Genomic DNA, 17,956 nt, shown 5'->3' on the forward strand with positions numbered 1-17,956 from the left:
CCCGCGGAGCGGGATACCAGGCGCGAGCGCCTGGAAATGAAAGAATTCCGCGAGCGGAATTCTAAAGATAAATGCGGAATGCTCCATAAACGCTGACGCGTTTATGGATTGCCCGCACGCGGGCAATAGAATTTCCGCTGCGCTCCAATTCTTGGCCCCGCACGCGGGGCCTGACAGGGTGTCCGCTGCGCTCCCACCCCTCCGGCTCCGCCGGGCTGGCTACGGCAGGGAGGTGGCGGTGCATCAACTGTGTCAGCAGGTACGATCACGAACCGGTGACCCCGGGCGGGATCGTGCGGGGCGGGTAAAACTCGCACTGCTCCCGCAGGGTAGCACGTCGACCGGCCGCGCTGGGGCGGAAACAGGACAACGTCATCCGATGTAATGCATCGTGCTGTAGGACCGTGGTGCATCAGATGATGCACTGGGTAGGATCACGGATGAACCCTCACCGCCTCTCCCTCTGGGATGGAGACAAGAAATGACGGAACAATTCCCGCTCCGCCCGCATCAGATTGAAGCGGTGGACGCTGCCGTGGCGGGTCTCGATATTCCTCCGGGTATGAAGATTCCTCCGCAGGGTCTGCGGGGCACTGTGGTCAGTGCGTGCGGCACTGGAAAGACGTTCATCGGTGCTGCTGCGGTTCGTCGTCTGGCCCCGCACGGTCGGGTCCTTGTGATGGTGCCGACTTTGGCGCTGCTGGCGCAGACGGTTAAGGAGTGGCGGGCTTTCGGGCATTCGGGCCCGACGGTGGCGGTGTGCTCGATGACGGATGACCCGGGTTTGTATTCGCTCGGGGTGCGGGTGACGACGAACGCGCCGCAGCTCGCCCTGTGGCACGGCCACGGACCCGTGACGGTGTTCGCGACGTACGCGAGCCTGCCGGTGCTGATCGCGGCGCACGGGGGCGAGTACGGGCTGCCGATGGACGTGTGGGACGTCCTCCTGGTGGATGAGGCGCACCGGACCAGCGGGTCGCTGGGGAAGGCGTGGGCGGCGGTTCATGACCAGGAGCTGGTGCCGTCGATGCGGCGGTTGTACATGACGGCGACGCCGCGGATCTGGCAGGAGCCGGCGCCGCGTCGGTGGCGGAAGGGGAAGCCGGGCGGCGGCGGGGAGGGGGCGGCCACGGTGGACCGGCTGCCGGAGGAGATGGCCTGTTCGATGGATGATGAGGCCATTTTCGGGCCCACGCTGTTCGAGCTGGACTTGTCGGAGGCCATCGCCCGGGGGCTGCTGGCGCGGTATCAGATCGTGGTGGTGGAGCTCCAGGACGCGTCCCTCACTCTGGAGCGGCTGTATGGGGAGGAGCGGCACGAGGAGCATGTGCGGGGTGAGCGCCTGGCGGTGCTCCAGGCGGCGCTCCTGGAGGCGATGTCCGCGCACGGGTTGACGCGGTGTATCACGTTCCATCACCGCACGGTCGAGGCGCGGGCGTTCTCGGAGGGGCTGGAGCGGGTGGCGGGGAAACTCCACGCGGAGGATCCGGAGTGGCATCCGGCGGCGGTGTGGTCCAACTGGCTGTCGGGTGAGCATGAGGCGGATGTGCGGGAGGACCGGCTGCGTGATTTCGGTGGCCGTGCGGGGCGTGCGGTGCTGTCGAATTGCCGTGTGCTGGGTGAGGGTGTGGATGTGCCGTCGGTGGATTCCGTCGCGCTGATCGACCCGAAGGGTTCGGCGGTCGATATTGTGCAGGCGATTGGCCGGGCGTTGCGGCAGAAGCCGAATCAGGGGAAATTGGCGACGCTTGTTGTGCCGGTTTTTCTCGGCCCGGAAGAGGTCAAGGAAGACATGCCTTATTCGCTGGCTTATCGGCCTTTGGTGAAGGTGCTTTCTGGGCTTCGTGCGCATGATGAGCGGGCGGTGGAAATGCTCGCGATTCCGCAGGAGGATACGAAGCGAACGAAGGGCAGGGCTTCGTTCCTGGGCGATGAGCCGGAGGAGGGCGAGGAGGATCACCGGATGCTGCTGCGGTTCGGTACGCACCGGGATCCGGCGCTGATCGCCCGGTTCGTGAAGTACAACCTGCTGGAGCCGGAGCACGCGAACTGGAAGGCCGGCCACCGGGCCGCGGTGGCGTACCGGGAGCGGACGGGGGATCTCGCGGTGCCGTACGAGCACCGCGAACTGATGCCCCAGGGGCATTCCTTCCCGTTGGGGCGGTGGCTGGCGGATCAGCGGCGGGCGCTCCAGGCCGGGGCGATGGTGCCGGAGCGGGCGGAGGATCTGGACGCGCTGGGGATGGTGTGGGAGCCCGCGGAGGTGGCGTGGGAGGAGAACCTGGCGGCGGCGCGGGCGTACTTCGCGCAGAAGGGGACGCTGGCGGCTCCGCTCACGGCGACGGCGCTGGACAAGCCGGTGGGGCAGTGGCTGGCGAACTGCCGGAAGGCCGGCGGGCTGGGCAAGGACCCGGTGCGGGCGGGGCGGCGTGCGGAGCAGTTGGCGGCGATCGATCCGGACTGGCGTCCGGTGTGGCCGGTGGACTGGCAGCGCAGTCTTGCCGGTGTGGAGGGTCTGGTGGTGATGGGGTCCGCGCTGGAGGAGATCGTGCCGGGGGTGACGGTGGATGGTGTTGATGTGGGGCGGTGGCTGGAGCGGCAGCGTCAGCATGTGGTCTGGGGGGGGCTGGTGGAGGGGCAGCGTGCGCGTCTGGAGGCGTTGGGTGTGGTGCCGTTGCCTCCGGGGCCGAAGGCGGCTGTGCGGGCCTCTGGGGGGCGTTCGGGGGCGTTTGAGCGGGGGTGTGCGGCGTTGGCGCAGTACCGGGAGCGGACGGGGTCGTCGGGGCCGGTCAGCCGCGGGCATGTCGAGGTTCTCGCGGGGCCGGACGGGGCTGAGGTTGAGGTGAAGTTGGGGGTGTGGTTGTCGAACGTGAAGAGCCGGCGGGACAAGCTGACCGTCGGGCAGTTGGAGCGGCTGGCGGGTCTGGGGCTGGAGTGGGCGGCGGCCGTGTGAGCGAGACGTCCTGAACCTTGTTCGGCGAGTGAACGGCCCTGGTGCTGGTGGCGGTGATGCCACCGGCACCAGGGCTGTGCGGCTCCGGCCGTACTCCTGCTCCCGCCGGGGCGGGGACCGGGTCCTGTCCCGCACGCTCCATGTCGGCACGGGGTACGGGGAGCCTAGGCAATTCACGCTCCCCGGCCTGGCGGTTTCGCCCTCGGGCGGGGGTGTGATCCTGCATCAGGTGCCTGGCCTGGTGTGATCACGAGCGGTGGCAGACTCCCGCCCATGGATGACTTTGAGGATGACTTTTCTCTGGCGGCGGTCCTGCGCGGTGAGCTCACCGGGCTTGAGGGGGTCGAGGGCGTTGACCTGGATGAGCTGGCGGAGCGGCTGGCCATGCGTGCGGAGAGCCATTTCGGTATGTGACTGGCCGTTTAGGGTGAAAGAGGGCGGGTCCCCGGCAGTTGCGATGCCGGGGACCCGCCCTTGTGTGCGTGGTGGCCCGTCAGTAGCGGGCGGCGATGTAGTCGATGTTGGTGATCTCGACTTCGAGGTCCTGGGCGCGGGCGCCGCCGGTCTCGCTGTCGGTCTGGAAGTACAGCACCTGCGCGGCTTCGGCCAGGACCTCGTTGGGGTTCTCGCCGTTGGTCCCGGCCTGTGCGTCGAACAGCCTCGTTGCGTATTCCGGGGGGAGGTGGAGGGTGAGGAGGCGGAGGCGCATTTCGTCGGTGGTGCCGGCGGGGGCGGTGTAGCCGAACTGGGCGCGGAACTCGACGGTGACGCCGCTGGTGGCGGCGGCGCGGCGGCGGGCGCGTTGGCGGACGCGGGGTTGCCAGCGGGAGCGGACGGCGTCCTTGATGCGGTCGGCGACGCGCTTGGGCGGGTTCTTCCGGGCGCCGCGGCGGTAGCGGTTGACGGAGTCGGCGGTGACGCCGAGTTCGGCGGCGACGGCCTTTGCGGTGCCGAGTTGGCGGAGCAGGTAGTTGATCTGGCCCTGGAGGGTGCGGGGCGGGTCGGCGGTGAAGGTCTCGCGGCTGGCGCGTTCCAGGGCGTCGCCGATGAGGGCGTCGTCGTCGGCTGCGCCGTGGGGGCGGATGGTGCGTGCCATGTCTACTCCCCTGCGTCCAGGGCGGCGTCGTGGCCGTCGCCCTTGATGATCCGGGCGATGTTGGTGCCCTTGTCCATGAGGTCGACGGCCCAGTCCATGGTCTGTGCGCCTTCGAGTTTGACCAGGCCGGGGGCGGCTCCGAGACGGAAGCTGCCCGGGAGCGGTTTGCCGCTGGTGGTGTACGGGAGGAGGTCGAGGGGGTTGCGGGTGCGGCTCGGGTAGACGACGCAGTCGGAGAGCACGGCGAGCGGGAAGAGGCCCACTTCGGCCATTTTGCGCATCTTGCGGTGCATGTTGATGCGGGCCTTGCTGATGATCGCGGCGCGGATGTCGGGTCGCCAGGTCGGACGGTCCAGGGCGGGCCAGCGTTCGCCGGGGGTGTAGTGGAGTCCGCCGGCGCGGACGCGGAGTTTACCGATGCCGCCCTTCGCGGTGGCCTTGATCGCGGCGAGGACGGCCCGCAGCCCGGGGTCCTGTTCGGGCAGGTGCTCCATCGCGGCGAGCAGGTCGGCGGGCTCCATGTCCGGGCGGACACCGAGGTCGGCCATCGTGTCCAGCAGCGCGGCCTTGAGCCGGTCGTGCCACGGGTCGAGGTACGCGCCGGAATCGCGCCGGACGTACGCCTCCAGCGGTTCGACGTTGTGGCCGAGCTCCTGGGCGTAGGCGACGGTGTGGGTCTCGTACCAGGCCGGGCCGGTCGGCCGCGCCCCGGACGGCGTGAACGGCGAGGGGAGGCGGGGGTCCAGGCCGATGTGGGAGAGGTCGGCCAGCCAGCAGCCCGGGACTTTCTTGTCGAACGTCGGCCGGAGTACGTGCACGGGGGCGCAGAGGCCGACGTTGAGGCGGGAGGTGGCGGCGAGGAAGGCGGCGTTCACGTCCAGGCCCAGGGCGAACGCGAGGGCGACCTCGTCGCCGGACAGCAGGTCCGGGTCGCGGACCCACTGGAAGACCTCTTCGTTGATGAACCCGCCCTTCCAGCCCTGGGCGAGGGGGTGCTCGGGCGGGGCTTCGGGGGGTGCGCAGTCGACGGGGTCGGTGCCGAGGCTGCCGGGGTTGTGGCCGGAGACCCAGCCGCCGGTGCTCTCGTCGCGGACGGCGCGGGTCGGCGGCCGGAGCGCGGTCATCAGTTCCAGGCCGGTGACGGCGGTGGAGCCGCGCGGGGTGGTGACCCGGGTTGCGTAGAGGCCGAGGACGCGGGCGATCTCGGGGGCGTCCATGTTCGTCACGCCGGGCCAGGCGCGGGCGTCGAGCGCTCCCCAGGAGGGGATCGCGAACTGGACGCACTGGCGCTGCCCGGCTTTCGCGGGGCGGTAGACGCGGGCCCAGGGGCCGAAGCCGCGCAGGGTCAGCTTCCACTTCGCGCGGGTGATCTGCTTGACGATGGGGTGGTCGTCCTCCAGTCGCAGCCCGGCGCGCTGGTCGTGGCCCTCCAGGCGGGCGGGCAGACCCAGCGCCACGGCGGCCTGTTCGGTGAGGACGACCAGCGGGTCGACGGGCATGCCGTGGCGGTTCAGCGCGGGGGCGCCGACGGCCTGTTCCAGGGTCCAGGCGACGAGCTGGGGGATCGTGCGGGCGGGGCAGTCCAGGACCAGGCCGCCGATGCCATAAGCGGTGCCGTCGCCGTCCAGGACGAGGAGCGGTCCGGCCGCGTACCGGGGATCGGTCGTGGCGGCCGGGCCGGATCCGGGGCGGGCGGCGGTTTTGCGGGCGGGCGTACGGGCCGCCGTCGGCCGGCCGGAGACGGCGGGCCGGGCGGGGCCGGTCGGAGCGGTGGCCGGGGACGCGGGTTCTGGGGCGGCGGGCCGGGCCGGTGCAGGCGCGGGCCCGGCCTCGGAGGCGGGCGCAGTCTCGGGGGCCGGGGGCGCGTCGGGGATGTCCGGCGCGGTCCTCACCGCGCTCACCGCGGGGGCCGGGACGGACGCGGCGGCCGGGGCGGGCCCGGACACCGGGACAACCGGGTACTTCGCCGCCCACCCTTTCAGGATCCGCTGGTAGGCCTCCAACCGGGGCGGGCGCGGCTCGGACCGGCCGTTCTCCCAGTTCTTCACCGTCTGCGCGGTCGATTTCAACGCCTGCGCGAGACGCGTCTGCGTCACCCCGGCCGCTTCCCGCAACCTGGCCCGCTCAGCCGGGGACGGCAGCTGCGGTTCTTCCTCCAGCAGGGCATCCACCAGCCCGAACAGCTCTTCCAGCTCTTCTTGCGACGCCATACGGCATCACCTCCAGGCACTCACACTAGTGCACATGAGCCCTGGATTTAGCCTTTTGATTTAACTCTTTCGAGTTTTTCGCGGTGCCCCCTCCACCCGGACATCACCGAAAGTTACGTACAGCAACGGCTTCCCGCCGATCGGCGGGAAGCTGCGAATCACTGACCTGCCTTGATGTCCGCCCACCCCCAGTCAGCAGTGCCGTATCGGCGTCACATGCCCACCGAGAGTGCCCGGATGAGCCGGGCGCAGATGCTGGCACAGCGTGATCCCGGCCACGAACCCGGGTCATTCCGGCATTACTCCAAACGAGTACATCCCACCCCAACGACTCCTAGGTGGGGCCAGAACAATCCGTTCCTCGCCCCCGGGGGAGCCGGGCAGGGTTGGCCGGGCATGATGCGCTCGCACCTGGGTCGGCGCCCCGTGAGAATGCTCAGCTCCAGCGCCTCAGCTCCAGCGCTCACCTGAGAGGCCGACCAGAAGGTGTGTTTCTGTTTTCGAAATCCAGGTGTGAGGTCGCTTCGCCGGCCAGCGTCGAACCCGAGGACTAACTAAGATGGGTCCTGCTTCCGCGAGTTGACCCCTCACAGAACTGCACCAGATCGGTGCGGCCCTGCCCCAGGGCCAGTTGGGGCCAGCGAAAGGAAGCAAGCGATGAGATCAGAGAAACCGTGCACCTGCCGCACCCGCCCGTCGATCCGTCAGGCGGTGGTGGACTGGGCACCGGTGATCATGTTGATCATCGACGTACTGCAATATCTCGGATGAGAAACGAGAGAATGACCCCGGACGTACCGTGCCGACCCAGTCACATGACTGAGCCCGGCCGGATATTGGACGGCCGGGCTCAGTAACCGCAGTACCTGCGGAGAGGGCCGACTACCGGGTCGCAACCGGTGGCCGGCTCTCTTTACTTCTGGCGGCCTTCTCTCCGCCCCCACGATCGTACGACAGCCGGTGTCACGCCTCACCCCGTCTGGCACCGCCGAGCTCCAGCTTCCCGCCGATCGGCGCCGGCGCGGCGCCCAGTAGTCGCGGTCGGCCTCCACGGCGACCGTATTGGCGGCCTTCGCCTCGGTGGTGGATCCCGAACGAGCGGGTCTACCGTCTGTGTCCCTGGCGTTGCGCGGGGACGGTGTGCTGTTGGGCTGTGTGTTCCTGGTCTATGGCGCGTTGCAGGTGCCACAGGGTGACTACGGGGAGCAGGCCGCCGAGCCGGGCGGCTGCCCGGAGGTTCTCGACGGCACCGGCCAGGAGGGTCCTGGCGGTGTGCCCCGGGCCGCCGAGCCGGCCGGGGGCATCGACGGCGGCTTCGAGGAGATCGGCGAGCTCGGTGATGCCCGGGTCGTCGGGTACTTGTCCGCCCCAGCGGGTCGCCGCTTCGGCGAGCTGGGTGACACGGCGGCCGTGCCCGGCTGCCAGGCGTGAGGAGATCTCCCGGTTGATCACACGGGCATCGTCTCCCGGATCGGGGACGCGATGCCACAAGGACCGGCGCAGGAACGGCAGCCGGGCCGGGGGTTATCGTCCGCGTCCTTGTCGGGGTGCGGGGGTGGTCTGCTGCCGGTGTGCGGGTACGGCGGGTCCGGCGGGGGCGGTCTGCTTCGGCGGCGCGGTGTCCGGGGCGGTGGTGGAGCGGGAGCGGGCCGCGGTGGTGGAGACGCGGGGGCCGGTGGGCAGGGGCTGGTCGAGGGGTGTGGTGAGGGCGTGGTGGGTGGCCAGGAGGAGGCGGGCGGTGATGCTGGAGGGCGGGCCGACGCGCCAGGGGGCGGTGTCGGGTGCGATGCGGGCGAGGTGCGCGGCGAAGGGCACGCCTTCCTGGGCCATGCGGTGCATCCGGTGGGCGAGGACGGGCCACTGACGGGAGCTCACCAGGAACGCCGCCTCCTGCTGGGGGAGGGTCTGGTTGACCTCGCTCACCAGGGTGCGGTGAGCGGCGGGGGTGACGCCGAGCTGGTCCAGGGCGCGGGCCCGGTCGGCGAGGTCGAGGTCGCGGGGAATGTTCAGGCCCTCGGTCAGCGGGCCCCAGAGATTCTTCGCGTCGGTGCTCACCGCCGGGGCGGCCCACGGACCGGGAGTCTGCCCGGCGCCCGGAGCAGGAGCAGGTGTGGCGGGCGGGGCTGGAACAGGAGGAGCCGGAGCGGGGGCGGCCGGCGCGGCCCACGGATCGGGCTTCTGAGCCTGGGGGGCCGGCGCAGCAGGGTTCGGCGCGGTGGCCGGGGCGGACGCGCCGGGGGTCGGAGCAGCGGGCACGGGCGGAGCTGCGGCCGGAGCCGGCCCGGCGGCCGGGACGGGAGCAGCGGGGGTCGGGGCGGGAGCAGCGGGCGAAGTCGCGGTGGGGGCGGGCGGAGCTGCGGCCGGAGCCGGCCCGGCGGCCGGAGCGGAAACAGCGGAGGTCGGGGCGGGGGCGACGGCGGCGGCGATGGCCTGGTCGACGCGGAGGCCGGCGGCGTGGGCGTCGGTGAGGATGCGGGCGACGTCGACGCCCTGGTCGTGGAGGCGGCCCATGTGGGCGGCGATGTCGGGCCAGGCCGGGGAGGCGATGATCGCGTCGCGGATGAGGCCTTCGGGGATGGTCGTGCGCAGGAGGTCGGCCCAGCGGTCGGTGCCCTCGGCCTTCGTGCGGAAGATGTTCTTCGCCACGGCCCGCTCGACACCGGAGGCCATGGTGCCCAGGTTCGGCAGGAACGTTGTGAGGTCGACGCCGGCGTGACTGAGGGACATGAGCTGGCGGGCCATCACCGGCCAGTCGGGGCTGTTGGTGAGGTGGTCGAGGAGAGAGGCGGGCACGTGCTTGCCGAGCTCGTCGGCCGACCACCAGGACTCCGCGACCTGCCCGAAGTCCTGGTCGAGTTCCTGTTCCTTACCGTGGTGGTGTTTCTGGGAGGCACGGCGGGCCGCGTCCGCGATCGTGAGGATCAGCCGGACCGACATCGCCGCGGCCTGCGCGGCCTCGGACAGGGCTTCGGAGAACGGCTCACCCTGAAGCTGAGCGGGCGCGGGGGCGGGGGTCGTCACGGGGAAGGCTCCTTCGTCGTGGTCAGCGCGAGCGCCCCGGGCCCGTCCCGGGTCCCGGGGGCGGTCCGGCGGGAGGCCGGGGCGGTACTGCGGTAACGGGCGGGAGCGGGGCGGGGCCACGCGCCGGGGCGGGCGTCACCCGTACGGTGCGCGGCGTCGACGGCGGTGTCGACGGCGACGGCGGTGTCATACGCGGCGTCGACGTACGCGGCGTCGACGTACGGGCGGGGGCGCCGGTCAGGGTGGCGGCTTCGCGGAGGAGGGCGGCGGCCTGGGCGGCGGCTGTGGTCTGGGCGCGGTGGTTCTGGGCGCGGTGCCAGGCGGTCGCTGCTTCGATGGCTTCGATGAGGGCGAGCAGGAGGTTGAGGACGGCGGGTGCGCCGCCGGCGCGGGCTGTTCTGGGTGCGTGTTCCAGGGCGCGGGTGGCGGCCTTGAACCGGGTGCGGGCTGTGCCGTCGAGGGTGCGGGCGCCGGGGGCGCGGGATGCCTGCTCGAACCGGGCGGCCGCGGCGCGGACCTTGTCGCGTACGGCGGCCGGGGAGACGGCGGCGGCGACGGCGAGGAGGTCGCCCAGGGCGGCGACGTCGCCCGCACCCTCGGTGCGGCCGGCGCGGGCGAGAAGGGCTGCGGCCTCGCGGATCCGGGTGTGCGCGCGGGTGATGTCGGCGGGGGTGATCGTGAGGTGGAAGCGTTCGCGGATGCGGGGCAGGGAGAGGTCGTAGGCGAGGGTCCGGCCGGAGAACCAGACCGGACGTGAGCCGTGGTCGGCGCGGTCGCCGGGCAGCGCGACCGCGTACCCGTCGACGGTCCCGTTCTCGTCGTGGTGCTCGCGCACGCGGAGGCCGGCGTCGCGGAGCCGGGTGAGGAAGTCGGTGGTGTCGGTGGCGAGGGCGGCGGCCTGCCGGACGGTGCGCTGGAGGGTTGCGCGGGCGGGTTCCGTAAGGCCCCGGCGGGCGGCCTTCTCGGCCTCGCCGGTGGCCGGGGCGCGGCGTGCCGTCTCGTCGAGCGGTGACATCGGCGACAGGCCCCAGGCGGTCTCGAAAGCACGGGCGGCGGTGTGCATGTTAGGGATGTCGCCGCGGATGCGGGGGTGGCGGCCGTCCTGGCGGGCGAGGGTCGCCAGGAGGTGGATGTGGTCGGGTGCGTGACGCACCGCCACCCATCGGCAGCCATGTTCGTCACCGTGCGGAGCGATCCCGGCGACGGCCACCATTTCGGCGGCGACCGTCGCCCACTCGGCGTCCGACAGGGTGCGGTCGGTGGGGGCGTTGCGGATGGAGGCGTGCCACACGTGCTCGGCCGGCTTCGGTCCGCGCAGGGCGTCGACCGGGGCGTCCAGGAGCAGCGCGAGAGCGGACAGGGTCATGCGGTCCGGATGTCGTGCCGGGCACGACAGAGCGGGGTCCCAGGCGGTGATGAGGTGGGGGTCGGTGTGCTCGTCCCGGTCCCCCGGACCGAAGAGATAGGCAAGGAGACCGGCGGTGTCCGCGCCCTGCTCCCCCTTCTTCGGCATCACGAGCGCGGGCGCCTCTCCCGCATCACCTGGACCGTCGCCTCGTCCACCCTGCGGACCGCGCTCAACACCTCATCCAGCACCACACGAACCTTCTCGGGCAGCACGGGCGCGACGGCGTTCGGCAGTGCGGCACAAGGGCGCTCGGCGGGGGTGGTGAAAACGACCGGGAACGGCACGGTCGGGATGGTCAGCGCGCGTAGGGCGGTCACGGTTTCCTGGAGGTGGGCCCGGGAGCGGATCAGCTCGCGCAGCACGTCGCCGGTATCGGCGGAGACGGGGATCAGGGTGTGCTGCGCGACCGCCATCAGCTGGCGTCCCGCCCACGCGGCGGGGGCCATCTGTTCGCGGTCGGCGGCGGCTTTGACGACCGCGAGTTCCGTCGCGCTGAACGTGACGTAGAGGCGTTTGTCCCGTGTCTCGGTCTGGTGTCGTTCACGTCGCTGGGTTCGTTGTTCGGCGGCCATTCGGATACCTCTCTTTCCGGCGTCGGGGGCGTCGGGGTGTTTTGGCCGTTCAGCTGTTACTGCACCTATTACGCACTAACTGGCTCCCCCTTTCTAATGCCTGAAAAAAATGGTTCACGCACCCCGGCAGTGCGGCACGGCAAGACCGCGAACACCACCACCGCACCACCACCACCGCCGCCGCCGCACGGCCGCACCACCGCGACGCCGCACGGCCGCCGCACCACCACCACCACCACCACCGCACCACCACCACCGCCGACCCCACGGACCACCACCCCACAAACCACCACCACACCCACACCACCCACCACCCCACCCACCCCCACACACCCACCCACCCCCACACACCCCCACACACCCAACAACGAAACGACGCCCACTCACTGGTTGAACCCCCGCCACTGGCCGCGGGACCACCGGCCCGCACGGTGCACGACCCGCTCGGCGACCGGGGCGGCGGCGCGCACCGGGAAGCCCCGAAACCGGCCTCGTGACGGACAACGACCGGACGGTCTCCCAGGTACGCGACGGGCGTCCCGACCACGACCCGCCGTCGCGTCCCGCGGCGCGGTTGAGGCTGCCACTGCCGCCTTACGGACAGACCGGTCAGCCGATACGGAGCTCGGGTAGCGGGCGGCGCGGCAAGATGTGCGCGTGCCCTTCTCCCCTGTGATCGACACCAAGCTGAACGTCTGGACGCTGGCCGCGGTCCTGACCGCCCTCTACACCCTCTCCGGCGTTGCGCGGGGGTGGTGGAATGCTTCTCTCGGCAAGCGTCGCCGGCTGGTCCGGGCGTACCGACGTATCGCCCCGTACGTGCGCCACGACTACGTCACGCAGCACTTCGGCGAGCCCGCGTGGAAGCACGAAACGACAGTCCGGAAGTACAGGAGCAGCGTCGGTGACGACGAGTCCGACGGTGTCCTCGAAGACGTCGAGATGACGGTGCGAACGTGGCCGCTGGGCCTGCTGGGCTACCTTGTCACCTGGTGCAACGAGGGCGACGAAGTGCTGATGTACTCCCTCACCACCCGCAGTCGGCTCTTCAGGCCCCGGGTATCCGTCGGTCCGTACCGGATCACGCTCGGGAAAACGCCTCTGGCTGCTCTGCCTGGCCCGGACTCGGAGGGGGGCGGCCCGTGGCACGAGCTCGGGGCGCGCCGCTTCAGCTACGCCGAACAGCACTACTTCGGGAACCCCGGAGGCTACCTGCACTGGGCGGTGGGGATGAGCGACGCGGGCTCCCCGCTGGCGCCGCCGATCGGCTGCGCAGGAGACGCGTGGGCCGCCGCAGAGGTGGCCGCGTACCGGCGAGCGGCCCGCATCAACTCCGTACTCATCGTCGGCCCCGCGATCGACCTGAACAGCATCCTGCCCCGGGGCATCGCACCTGACCTCGACACCGTCCGGCTCCTCGAACTCCGCCACCCCGCACGCGTCGCATTGACCTCCAGATACCACTCCGTCACATCAGCGATTGCACGCTCGATGTCCCGGCGTAAAGGCGCGTGGGACAGATACTGACGGGACGCTCACGACCCGAGGTAGAACCTCCTGATTCCTTTGGGGAAGGGCCTCCCGGACTGCTCACATCGACGGATGCGCCGACTACGGCGAGTTGATCGTTCTGGGGCGGGTCCGGTGGCGGTGGCAGAAGCCACCGCCACCGTCGGTTCGGGCCGTACTCCGGAGACCCGCCCTGACCCGCGCACCCCATACGGCACGGGCTACCCCGGCCCTATCCAGCACAGCCGCCGCAACGGCGGCTTCGGCGCACACCGCCTGGTCGCCACCGGGGTCGTAGTGATGCAGCGGGGCTGCCCCTCAGAACCCGTCCTTGAACCTCCAGCGATCTTGTTGGTATCCCGTGCCCGGGCGCGAGCGTCGCAGAGCTCTGGCACACCTGCGTGGGGTGGGGGCACGGGGGTGATCTTGAGAATGTGGGTGCCCGGCCCGTCACCCATTCGGCGCAGTGTCGTTGGTGGTGTTGACCGTCGTCTGGCCCAGCCGCTGACCACCCCGCCTCATTCCCCGGGGCGCGGGGGCATTCCGGGCCTGACCCCCGGAACCAGCCCCCTGGGTTCACCGGAGTCGAGACCGCTCGGTCGCCTCCGTGCGGCCGGGTCCGGCGAAATCGCTCCAAGCCGGGCGTCACGGAGCGGAGTTGTCGGGCGGGAGGCAACGCCTGGGCCAAGATCTTCCTCTTCCCGGCCGGTACGCCACCGGGCGGACCGCGGTACCGGCCGGGAACCGGCCGGTACCCACCACGGAGAGGTGAGAACACGTGAGAACACGAGCAGGTATGGCCGTCCTCGCGGCCGTCGCATCCGTCGGCATGCTGACAACACCGTCGGCCACCGCGGCGGACCAGGCGCCCCGGGTGTCCGGGACCGGCCCCCACTGCGTCGCCCAGGCGGAGACGAACAAGACGACCTGCTACAAGACCTTCCGCGAGAGCATCGCCGCGGCCACGGGCGGCCGGGTCACCGACGCCACCCAGGAAAAGGCCGCCCGAACCCCCAACTTCGTCGACCAGCTCAACAAGCAGGCGGACACCCGCACCTCACGCACCGCCGCAAGCACGTTCATCCTGTCGATCATGTATGCGAACCCCAACTATGGCGGGACCAGCCTCACCAATACCGGTACGGGCCCGTGCACGAACAACGACACGTGGGACTGGGAAGTGTCATCCATACTTGCCAGCTGGAATGACCACGTCAGCTCCTTCATGCTCTACAGCAACTGCCATCTGAACGCGTTCGAGCACTATGGCTTCGGCGGCGCGTCCCAGTACTTCGGCTCGGACACACCCTGGCTGGGTGCGCTGGACAACCAGATCAGCTCCTACCGTCATCACTAGCCCACGCACCAGCAGGGCGCCCGACGACGCTGCACGGCATCGCGGCCAGGCCCCGTGAACCGTCCGGCGGCGCCCTGACGGGAGCCCGCCCCGGCCGCTGCCGCCCCGCACCCGGCAGCGGCCGGACCGGCTCGGCTCCGCCGTCACCCCCCGGGGCCCGGGGCGGCCCGCCGCCCTCCACCCCGGTGGCACCGGGCAACACCTTCCGCCGCCCGCCCGGCCCCGTCAGCCTGGGGTCATGGGCCCCACCCTCACCGCCGGCGTGCTCGCCGTCGCCGGGACTCTGCTCGGCGCGCTCGTCACGGGCTGGGCGCAGCAGTGCACCGCCCGCGGCAGCGAGGCCGCCGCGGCGGCGCAGACCATGGCGGTGGAGGGGGTGGCAGCGGTCGCCGACATGGCCGCCGCGGCGGCGGTACTCCGGCGCGCGCTGTGGCAGCGGCCGACCGCCCGCGCGCCCGGCCCGTGACGACACCGGGCCGGGTGTGGAGTGCCACACCGCCCGGGGCCAGGTCACCCGTCCGCTGACCGCGCTGTGGATCCTGGTCCCCGACCCGCACGTGCAGAACGCCGCGACGAGGGTGGTCACGGCGGCGTTCGGGATCCGGAACGCACAGGGCACGGCGGCGGCGGACGCCGTGCGGGAGCGGGCCGCCGCGGCGCTCGGGGGGCGTGACCGCAGCCCTGTGGCAGGCTCGTCGGAGTGGGCCACGGGTCAGGCTGTCCGGAGGGATGGGGCGGGGCGGGGGGCGGCGGCGTTGGGATGGACCGGTGTGCGGGCGAGGCGGCGTGCCATCAGGGTGCCGGCGGCAATGGTCACCATGGCTTCGGCGTGTTGGGGGAGGCGTTTGTAGTCGCGGACCAGGCGGCGGGCGTGCATCATCCACGCCAGCGTCCGCTCGGCGACCCACCTGCGGGGCAGCAGGACGAACCCGGTGGTTCCCGCGGGCCGGCTGACCGTTCTGACGGTCAGCCGGAGCACGCTCTTCGCCCAGGGGATGAGGGTGCCGCCGTAGGCGGAGTCGGCCCACACCACGGTCAGCTGCGGATGCATCAGCCGGAGCCGGAACAGGACCTCGCGCCCGGCCCGGCCGTCATGGACCGAGGCGGGTGTGACCATCACGAACAGCAGCAGCCCCTGCGTATCCACTGCAATGTGTCTTTTGCGGCCATTGACGCGTTTGCCCGCGTCGTACCCCCGTGAGGCCCGGGAAACGGTGTCGGCCCCTTTGACGGACTGTGAGTCGACCACGGCGGCCACCGCTCGTGGCGGTTTGCCCAGCTGCCGGCGGACCAGGCGCCGCAGTGCGTCACGGATCCTGTTGAACACTCCGGCGCGGGTCCAGCGGGCAAAGAAGCCGTACACCGTCTTGAACGGCGGGAAGTCGCCCGGAAGCGAGCGCCATCTGCAGCCCGAGTCGACCAGAAACCTGATCGCGTCCACAATGTCGCGCCGCGGGTGCGCTTCGGGGCGACCACCCCCGGGCGTGAAGCAGGCTGCCACAGGAAGAAGCGGCTCGATCAGCGACCACTCGGCGTCCGTGGTGTCCGACGGATAGCGGCGCGACCGCATCCGTGCCTCCCCTCTCCCCGGCCGGTGGACAGGTGCGGTCAGGCGATGAGGTCGAGGGTGGACTCGACCGAGTTGAGCTGGGCGACGATGTGCCGGATCCACCGGTCGTCGGGGTCCAGGGCCGCGTGCGGGAGCACGGTCGAGGTCATCAGCCGGCGGATCTCGGTCAGCCGCTGCCGCACCAGCGCCAGCTCGTAGGCGCGCAGCAGGTCCGGGTCGGCGGTGAACAGGTACCCGTCCTACCGCGACCAGACCAGGGGCGGCCATCCCTGGCTGCTGATCTGGTCACGGAGCATCGCCAGCCCCGTCCGCGCCTGGCCCGGTGAGAGCTCGGTGGCGCGGAGCAGCTGGCCGAAGAGCAAGCCTGCGGGGCGGGCTTCCATCAGCGCGCCGCGGATGGTGTCGGCATGCCGCCGGGCGCTGTCGCCGCGGCGGCGGGAGTAGGGCACGGCTACTCGCCCCGCAGAAGCCGGGCCAGTTCCTCGTCCGGGTCGAGCTCCCCGCTCGCGATCGCGTGTTCGTCCCACTCGCACGTCGCGCGCACCCGGGCGATATTGGTCTGGACGGTGGCGCGCTCGTCGTCGGACAGGGTCCGGCCCCGCATCAGCGGGACGAGGCGGCCCGTGGCGGCCACAAACTTGTGACACGCACCAATCAGGTCCAGGAACTCGATCGCCCGGTCCAGCCCCCGCACCACCGGAGCCACCGGCGACGGCTCCACCAGGCCCGGGACCGGTGCCGGGGTCGGCGCGGCGGAGCGTTCGGGCTGGTGCCAGCGGTCGTTCTGAGCCCGGTTGAACAGATGCCTGGCCGTGTCATCGGCCGCGGCACGTTCCGCGACCGCCGGGCGGCGCAGCAGGTCCGCGGCCATCCGTGCCGCGACCTGCTCATCGGCCGCCAGGTCATGGATGGCCTCGACCTTCTCCTGCACCAACTGCGGGGCATGGACCCGCCAGCCGACCTGGCGCTTCGCAGCGTCCTGGGTCCAGCACCGCTGCCCGGTCCGCGGATGGACGGGCGGATCGGTGATCCGCTCGAAACGATCCGGGAGCTGCTCCAGGATCCGGTGAATCTCGAACGGAACCCCCTCGACCCGGTGCTCCGGCGGCCAGTGCCCGGCCGTGAACCGGTAGACCCGCACACTGCCGTAAGGAATGCCCACATCCTCGGCGAACATCTCCAGAGACTGCCGCACCCCGAACGCTTCCTCCCCCGCACCCGGATGCGCACCGCCATGCTCACGCAGCGGCTCAATCTCCAGAGCGAGATCACCGATCCGGAAATGGATCTTCGACTCCGCCGAAACGAGCTCACGTACCTCGCCCAGGATCTCCTCATAGCGCCGCCGGGACACACTCCCGACCCGTAAATCCGCAGACATCACATCCACCCCAACAGGCAGCCCGGGGCCCAGCCCTACCGACCGCGCGCTTCAAGAATCCGGCCCTCGCCCCTCATCACGCAGCATCCGACTCCACCGGGTTGCCCGCCAAGGCGTACCGCCGAACCACCTGCGGCACCCACAAGCGCGCGGCCAGGCCCGTGCACGACACCAGAGCAAGCCGAGCAACGAGCCTTCTAACGAGACACCTGAACAAGGTCAACTAGGGATTGAAGACGGGTTCTCAACGATCCCGAGACCCGCTCCAGCGCTTCTCCCGGCGGCCTACTTCCGACAGCCCGATCTGGCACTCATGAGTCAGGACTCCTTCGACCAAACCGAGGGCCTCAAGGTGCTAGGGCAGACCGAGCAGCATGGCGTGGAAGAGCGGAGCACCGGGCAAGCGGGGGCGTAGGTCTCCGAGGGTGGTCCAGCCCCATGACTGGTACAGGGCGTGGACTTTGGGGTGGGCGTGGTCGACGAGGAGGGTGGCGCGTGCCTCGCTGCGGGAGGCCAGCAGGGTGTTGTGGAGCTGGCGAGCGATGCCGGTCTTGCGCCACGGTTCTCGGACCATCAGCTCGGAGAGGGCGTAGGTGCGGGTGCCGGTCTCGGTGATGGTGTCGGCGGGAACGTGGGTGAGCAGGCCGCCCCACCAGCGTGACCGCGGGGGCAGGGGTGCTCCGTAGGCATAGCCGACGGGCTGGTGTTTGTCGTAGCCGATGACGCAGCTCCAGCCGGGCCGTGCGGTCCAGTGGTCGAGGCCTTCGGCGAAGCGGTCCGGGGAGGCGAACGGGTCCCTCTGCGCGGCGTCCGCGTAGACCTCGGTGTACACGCCGAGGAGCAGCGGGCGCAGTGCGGGGGCGTGGGCGCCGGTGTAGT

At 71.1% G+C, this 17,956-nt stretch carries 14 protein-coding genes and 1 pseudogene; 5 read left to right on the forward strand and 10 right to left on the reverse strand.

The window, feature by feature from the left end:
- Window positions 1-481 precede the first annotated feature (481 nt).
- On the forward strand, window positions 482-2,953 hold the full coding sequence (locus D581_RS0136100) for a DEAD/DEAH box helicase (protein WP_026291221.1): 2,472 nt from the start codon (window positions 482-484) through the stop codon (window positions 2,951-2,953).
- Window positions 2,954-3,226: 273 nt separating this feature from the next.
- Window positions 3,227-3,367, forward strand: a complete 141-nt coding sequence (locus D581_RS1000000141500) for a hypothetical protein (RefSeq protein ID WP_018961964.1) — start codon at window positions 3,227-3,229, stop codon at window positions 3,365-3,367.
- 79 nt (window positions 3,368-3,446) lie between these two features.
- Here D581_RS1000000141500 and tpg read toward each other — a convergent pair whose 3' ends face one another.
- The 6 genes from tpg to D581_RS0136135 form a co-directional block, all read right to left on the reverse strand.
- Window positions 3,447-4,049, reverse strand: coding sequence for a telomere-protecting terminal protein Tpg (tpg, locus tag D581_RS0136110; protein ID WP_018961965.1), 603 nt, complete (start codon window positions 4,047-4,049; stop codon window positions 3,447-3,449).
- A 2-nt stretch (window positions 4,050-4,051) separates the two neighbouring features.
- Complete coding sequence (tap, locus tag D581_RS0136115; RefSeq protein ID WP_018961966.1) at window positions 4,052-6,259, reverse strand: telomere-associated protein Tap; 2,208 nt, start codon at window positions 6,257-6,259, stop codon at window positions 4,052-4,054.
- A gap of 1,104 nt (window positions 6,260-7,363) precedes the next feature.
- Window positions 7,364-7,711 (reverse strand): hypothetical protein, encoded by a 348-nt coding sequence (locus tag D581_RS1000000141120; protein WP_106434508.1) that lies wholly within the window; start codon window positions 7,709-7,711, stop codon window positions 7,364-7,366.
- 72 nt (window positions 7,712-7,783) lie between these two features.
- Window positions 7,784-9,280, reverse strand: a complete 1,497-nt coding sequence (locus D581_RS1000000142495) for a hypothetical protein (RefSeq protein ID WP_026291223.1) — start codon at window positions 9,278-9,280, stop codon at window positions 7,784-7,786.
- A 22-nt stretch (window positions 9,281-9,302) separates the two neighbouring features.
- Window positions 9,303-10,793, reverse strand: a complete 1,491-nt coding sequence (locus D581_RS01000000138310; RefSeq protein ID WP_051114698.1) for a hypothetical protein — start codon at window positions 10,791-10,793, stop codon at window positions 9,303-9,305.
- Window positions 10,793-11,260, reverse strand: a complete 468-nt coding sequence (locus tag D581_RS0136135) for a hypothetical protein (protein WP_018961968.1) — start codon at window positions 11,258-11,260, stop codon at window positions 10,793-10,795. The genes D581_RS01000000138310 and D581_RS0136135 overlap by 1 nt, the downstream gene beginning before the upstream one ends.
- 657 nt (window positions 11,261-11,917) lie before the next feature.
- Here D581_RS0136135 and D581_RS01000000138315 point away from each other — a divergent pair.
- The 3 genes from D581_RS01000000138315 to D581_RS01000000138325 all read left to right on the forward strand — a co-directional run bounded on the left by D581_RS01000000138315 (window position 11,918) and on the right by D581_RS01000000138325 (window position 14,592).
- Window positions 11,918-12,787 (forward strand): ETEC_3214 domain-containing protein, encoded by an 870-nt coding sequence (locus D581_RS01000000138315; RefSeq protein WP_051114699.1) that lies wholly within the window; start codon window positions 11,918-11,920, stop codon window positions 12,785-12,787.
- A gap of 778 nt (window positions 12,788-13,565) precedes the next feature.
- Window positions 13,566-14,126 (forward strand): hypothetical protein, encoded by a 561-nt coding sequence (locus D581_RS01000000138320; protein ID WP_018961970.1) that lies wholly within the window; start codon window positions 13,566-13,568, stop codon window positions 14,124-14,126.
- 238 nt (window positions 14,127-14,364) lie between these two features.
- Window positions 14,365-14,592, forward strand: a complete 228-nt coding sequence (locus tag D581_RS01000000138325) for a hypothetical protein (RefSeq protein WP_018961971.1) — start codon at window positions 14,365-14,367, stop codon at window positions 14,590-14,592.
- Window positions 14,593-14,838: 246 nt separating this feature from the next.
- Here D581_RS01000000138325 and D581_RS0136155 read toward each other — a convergent pair whose 3' ends face one another.
- The 4 genes and pseudogenes from D581_RS0136155 to D581_RS0136170 form a co-directional block, all read right to left on the reverse strand.
- Complete coding sequence (locus tag D581_RS0136155) at window positions 14,839-15,696, reverse strand: IS5 family transposase (RefSeq protein ID WP_018961972.1); 858 nt, start codon at window positions 15,694-15,696, stop codon at window positions 14,839-14,841.
- A gap of 38 nt (window positions 15,697-15,734) precedes the next feature.
- Window positions 15,735-16,079: pseudogene (locus tag D581_RS1000000138855) on the reverse strand (RacP protein).
- A gap of 68 nt (window positions 16,080-16,147) precedes the next feature.
- Window positions 16,148-17,050 carry a DUF6192 family protein gene (locus D581_RS0136165; protein ID WP_018961975.1) on the reverse strand — a complete coding sequence of 301 codons (903 nt, stop codon included), beginning with the start codon at window positions 17,048-17,050 and terminating at the stop codon, window positions 16,148-16,150.
- A gap of 382 nt (window positions 17,051-17,432) precedes the next feature.
- On the reverse strand, window positions 17,433-17,956 hold a 524-nt coding region (locus D581_RS0136170), incomplete at its 5' end, for a GNAT family N-acetyltransferase (protein WP_018961976.1).

It is taken from the genome of Streptomyces sp. CNB091, assembly GCF_000377965.1.